4 protein-coding genes are annotated in these 5,011 nt (G+C 71.5%); all 4 read right to left on the reverse strand.

Annotation, left to right across the window (positions count from 1 at the left end; translation table 11 throughout):
* Positions 1–902 (reverse strand): creatininase family protein (locus tag E1258_RS29730; RefSeq protein WP_132406945.1); only part of this gene is annotated, 902 nt, incomplete at its 3' end.
* Positions 890–2,683 carry an iron ABC transporter permease gene (locus E1258_RS29735; protein WP_243715773.1) on the reverse strand — a complete coding sequence of 598 codons (1,794 nt, stop codon included), beginning with the start codon at positions 2,681–2,683 and terminating at the stop codon, positions 890–892. The genes E1258_RS29730 and E1258_RS29735, both read right to left, overlap by 13 nt.
* The gene (locus E1258_RS29740) at positions 2,680–3,753 is read right to left on the reverse strand and encodes an ABC transporter ATP-binding protein (protein WP_132406947.1); all 1,074 of its coding nucleotides are present in this window, start codon (positions 3,751–3,753) and stop codon (positions 2,680–2,682) included. The genes E1258_RS29735 and E1258_RS29740 overlap by 4 nt, the downstream gene beginning before the upstream one ends.
* A 172-nt stretch (positions 3,754–3,925) precedes the next feature.
* Positions 3,926–4,972 carry an extracellular solute-binding protein gene (locus tag E1258_RS29745; RefSeq protein WP_132406949.1) on the reverse strand — a complete coding sequence of 349 codons (1,047 nt, stop codon included), beginning with the start codon at positions 4,970–4,972 and terminating at the stop codon, positions 3,926–3,928.
* Between the last annotated feature and the right edge of the window lie 39 nt (positions 4,973–5,011).

Here is a 5,011-nt window from a genome sequence, read left to right on the forward strand (position 1 = left end):
GCGGCGGCCACCCAGGCGGCGACGACCTCGCGCAGCCGCGCCCCGGCCAGCTCACGCACCCGCCGGCCGGCGGGCTCGTCGGCCAGCGAGACGTGCCCGGACCAGCCCTGCCACGGGTCGGGCCGCGACTCCACCAGCACGTACGGGTGGGTCACCGGCAGCTTCGGCTTCGGCGGCAGGTCCTCGACCGCGCCGAGCCGGACCGCGTTGGGGTCGAACCCGAGCACCCCCGACGTCTCGTACGCGCCGCCGTGGCCGCGCGAGACGCGGGACCCGTACAGCTCGGTCGTCTCGGCGGGCGTGACGAGCTGGAACCAGTTGACCAGCAGCAGGCTGGCGGTGCGCCGGCCGGAGACCCACTCCATGGCGGCCCGGACGGTGGACATGTTGGCGTCGTGGCCGTTGACGATCAGCAGCCGGGGGAAGCCGGCCGCCACGATGCCCTCGATCACGTCGGCCAGGTAGCCGACCGCGATCTCCGGCCGGATCGCCACGGTGCCGGGCCACGGCCGGGTCTGGCCGGGGCAGGCGGCGTACGCGACGGCGGGGAAGAGCACCCCGCGTGGGCCCGCCGCCGGGGTCGCGGCCTCGTCCGGGGTCCCGCCGCCGGACGAGGCCGCGCCGTCCCCGAGGGCCGGCGCGGCGACCCCGGGAGTCCTGGCCGTCCTCTCGGGGGTCCTCGCCGCGCTCTCGGCGGCGAAGCCCTCGGCGAGGATCAGGTCGGTACCCAGGGGCAGGTGCGGGCCGTGCCACTCGACCGCGCCGACCGGCAGGACCGCGAAGTCCGCCGCCTCGGCGACGGCCGCCAGTTCCCCGCCGGGGACCCGGGTGGCCGGGACCAGACCGCCGTGGGCGAGCCAGGCGGCCACCGGGTCGCCGGCGGGGGTCGTCACGCCGTCCATCGCGCCGCCTCCCGGGTCGAGCGCCGGCCGCCCTCAAGGCGGCCGGAGACCACCATCACCACGAAGATCAAAATTACCTGGAGCATGCCGTACGCGGCGGCGGTGCCGACCTCGAACGAGTACATCCGGTTGTTGATCTCCACCGAGATCGGCGCGGTCTCCGAGGTGTAGATGAGCACCGAGGCGACGAACTCGCCGACCCCGTGCACGAAGGCGAGCAGCGCGCCGGCCAGCACGCCCGGCAGCATCAGCCGCAGGGTGACCGTGCCGAACGCCCGCCACCAGGACGCCCCGAGGTTGCGGGCCGCCTCCTCCAGCGACGGGTCGAGCTGGGCCAGGGTGGCCGAGCTGGACCGGAACACCAGCGGAAGGAACCGCACGAAGTACGCCAGCGGCATGATCCAGAAGGTGCCGATGAGCACCTGCCCGAAGCTGAACGCGTTGCCGGTGCTGAACGCGGAGATCAGGTTGATCGCCACCACCGTGCCGGGCAGCGCCCAGGCCAGCATGACCGCCACGTCGAGCAGGCCCCGGCCGCGGAAGTCCAGCCGGCGCACCGCGTACGCGATGAGCACGCCGACCACGACGCAGCCGACGGTGGCGATGAGGCTCATCCGCAACGAGTTGAGGATCGGCTGGAACGCCCTCGGCTCCGAGAAGATCGTCACGAAGTTCCGCGTCGTGTACTGCACCGGGATCACCTCGGTGGTCCACGAGCCGTCCCGGGAGAACGCCACCAGGGCGATGGTCGCCACCGGTGCCAACAGCACGGCCGTGGCCAGCAGGGACGCGGCCAGGGCGAGCCACCGGCCGAACGGGTTGGTGATCTCCCGCCGGTGGGCGGCGACCCCCTTGGACTGGGAACGGTAGCTGCGCCGCCCCTCGTACCAGCGCATGCCGAGCAGGAACAGCACCGACACCACGCCGAGCACCGACGCGTACGTGGACGCCATCGGCAGGTCGCCGTTGGTGCGGTTGATGTAGATCTGCATGGTCATCGTCTGGTCCACGCCGAACAGCAGCGGGGCGGTGTACGAGGCCAGCGACGTCATGAACACCAGCAGCGACGCCGATACCAGCGCCGGGGTGAGCATCGGCAGCAGCACCGTGCGCCACACCCGCACCCGGGAGGCCCCCAGGTTGTACGCCGCCTCCTCCACCGACGGGTCCATCCCGCCGAGGGCGGCGGAGGCGGACAGGTAGAAGTACGGGTACATGGTGAACGTGTGCACCACCAGCACCCCGGCGATGCCACTGAACGGCAGCACCGGGTTCTCCGCGCCGAACAGCTGCTGGAGGCCGCGCGGCAGGATGCCGGTTTCGCTGTAGAGAAGCTGGAACGAGATCGCCCCGATCAGCGGCGGCAGGGCCGCCGGCACCAGGATTATCGCCTCGATCAGCCTGCGGCCGGGGAACGAGAAGCGCTTGAGCAGAAACGCCATCGTCACACCGACGATCCCGCAGAGCAGCACGCTGGCCGCCGAGATGATCAGCGAGGTGACCAGGGACGACCGGGCCACCCCGTCGCCGGCGAGGAAGCTGCCGTAGTTCTCCACCCCGTGCACGCCGACGCTCTCGGCAAAGGTGGCGAACATGGGCTGCACGACGTACCCGAAGAGGACCAGCGCGAGCGGGAAGACCAGCACGTACGGGAACCACCGGGAGCCGGTGCCCCCGGCGAACCGGGCGGCCAGCCGGCGGCGCGGGCCCGGCGGCGGGCCCGGGTCCTTCGTCACCGGCGCGACGGTGGCCGGGCTCGGCGTGGCGGGAATGGTGGTCACGGGCGCACCACCCACATGCGGTCCCGGTTCAGCCGCAACCCGACCTGGTCGCCGACGGCGATGCCGGCCGGCACGTCGACGGCGGCCACCTGCACCCGCTCCCCGGCGGTGTCGACGACCAGGTTGGTGGTCATCCCGGTGAACTCCAGCTCGGCGACCCGGCCGGGCAGCGCGCCCACGTCGGTGGTCGAGGTGAGGCCGATGTGCTCGGGGCGCACCGACACCAGGGCGGTCTCCCCCTGGCGCAGCCCGTGGCCGGCCGGCGCGGGCACGACGACCTCCCCGCCGGCGGGCAGCCCCACGGCGACGGTCTGCTCCGTGGCGTCGAGCACCGGCATGGCGAGCACGTTGCTGCGCCCGATGAACCGGGCCACGAAGCTGGTGGCCGGGCGGTGGTAGATCTCCCGCGGCGCGCCGATCTGCTGCACCCGGCCGGACTGCATGACCGCGATCCGGTCCGACATGGCCATCGCCTCGGCCTGGTCGTGGGTGACGTAGATGCCGGTGGTGCCGGCCTCCTGCTGGATCCGGCGGATCTCCGTGCGGGTCTCCTCGCGCAGCTTGGCGTCGAGGTTGGACAGTGGCTCGTCGAGCAGCAGGGTCTTCGGCCGGATTACCAGGGCGCGGGCCAGGGCGACCCGCTGCTGCTGGCCGCCGGAGAGCTCGTCGATGCGCCGGTCGCCGTACCCGGCGAGGTGCACCTGGCCGAGGGCCTCCTCGACGCGCCGCCTCGCCTCGGCGCGGCCGACCTTGCGGATCTTCAGCCCGTACGCGACGTTCTGCGCGACGGACAGGTGCGGGAAGAGCGCGTAGTTCTGGAACACCATGCCGGTGTCGCGCTTGTTCGGCGGTCGCCGGGTGACGTCCTCCGTGCCGAACCGGATCCGGCCGGAGGTGGGGAAGTAGAACCCGGCCACCATGCGCAGGGTGGTGGTCTTGCCGCAGCCACTCGGGCCGAGCAGGGTGAAGAACTCCCCGGCGGCGATGGTGATGTCGACGTCGGCCACGGCCGCGGTGTCGCCTCCGCGCGCGAAGCGCTTGCTCACCGACTCCAGCGTGACATCGATCATGGCGTCCTCTCCTTAGGTGGTGGCTCCGGGGCGGGCGCGGGTTGAAGGAAGGGGCCCTTCTCAACGCCTGCGGTAGAGAAGGGGCCCTTCTCACCCCACGCGGCACCCGCGTGGGCGCGGCGCGCAGCGCGGCACACGCCGGCGGCACGCGTGCCGCCCCGGCCCACCGTGGTCAGCCCTTGTTCTTGATCTGGCTGTTCCAGTGGTTGATCCACTCGGTCTCGTTCTTGCCGATCACGTCCCAGTCGACGTCCAGCGGCTTGAGGTTGAGCTGGGCCAGCCACTGCGGCTTCTCGGCGATCTCCACGGCCGGGATCTGGTAGTAGTCCCTGGCCAGATCGGTGCGCAGCGAGTCGTCGAAGAGGAACTCCATGAACTTCTGAGCGCCGCTGGTGTTGCCGCCCTTGACCGCGGCGACGCCGTCGACCAGCACCGGAGCGCCGGAGGCCGGCATCACGTAGCCGAACGGCATGTTCGACTGGTTGGCCTGGAGCAGGATGTCCTGGAGGTTCCAGGCGCTGAGCACCCCCTGCTGGCGGGAGAGCTTGAGGTACAGGTCGGCCGGATTGGCCGCGTACGAGCCGGTGTTGGCGTCGAGCTTGGACAGCCAGTCGTAGCCGGGCTGCGGGTTGCTGCCGTCCGGGGACTGCCGGATGATCATCGACGCGTAGATCGACCGCATCGTGCCGGAGGCGGCGACGTCGCGGATTATGATCTTGTCCTTCCACTCCGGCTTCAGCAGGTCGTCCCAGTCCTTCGGGGCCTGCTCCGGGGTGAGCGCCTTGTTGTTGTACATGATGACCTCGGGCAGCAGGATCTCCCCGAACCAGCGGCCCTCGGCGTCCTTGTACTTCGCGTCCATCTTGCCGGCGAACGCCGGCTGCCAGCCGCTCAGCAGGTCCTCGGACGCGCCGGCGGCGAGCCCCTGCTGGGTGCCGCCCCACCAGACGTCGGCCTGCGGATTGGCCTTCTCCGCCCGGACCCGCTCCAGGATCTCCTGCGCGCCCAGGTTGAGAATCTCCACCTTGCCCTTGTACTCGGGGTACCTGGCGGTGAACCGCTCCACCACGAACGTGGAGACCTTCTTGTCGCGGGCGGTGTAGATGGTCAGCTTCTCGGTGCTCGCGTCGCCAGCCGCGTCGTCGCCACCGCCGCCGCAGGCCGTGCCGGCGGCGAGGACTGTGGCCAGCGCACCGACGAGAAGAAGGCGACGTCTCATGGGGTACCTCCGTGGGGTTCGGGTTGAGCGGAGCTAGGG

This window comes from Micromonospora sp. KC207, from assembly GCF_004348615.1.
GTDB lineage: Bacteria > Actinomycetota > Actinomycetes > Mycobacteriales > Micromonosporaceae > Micromonospora.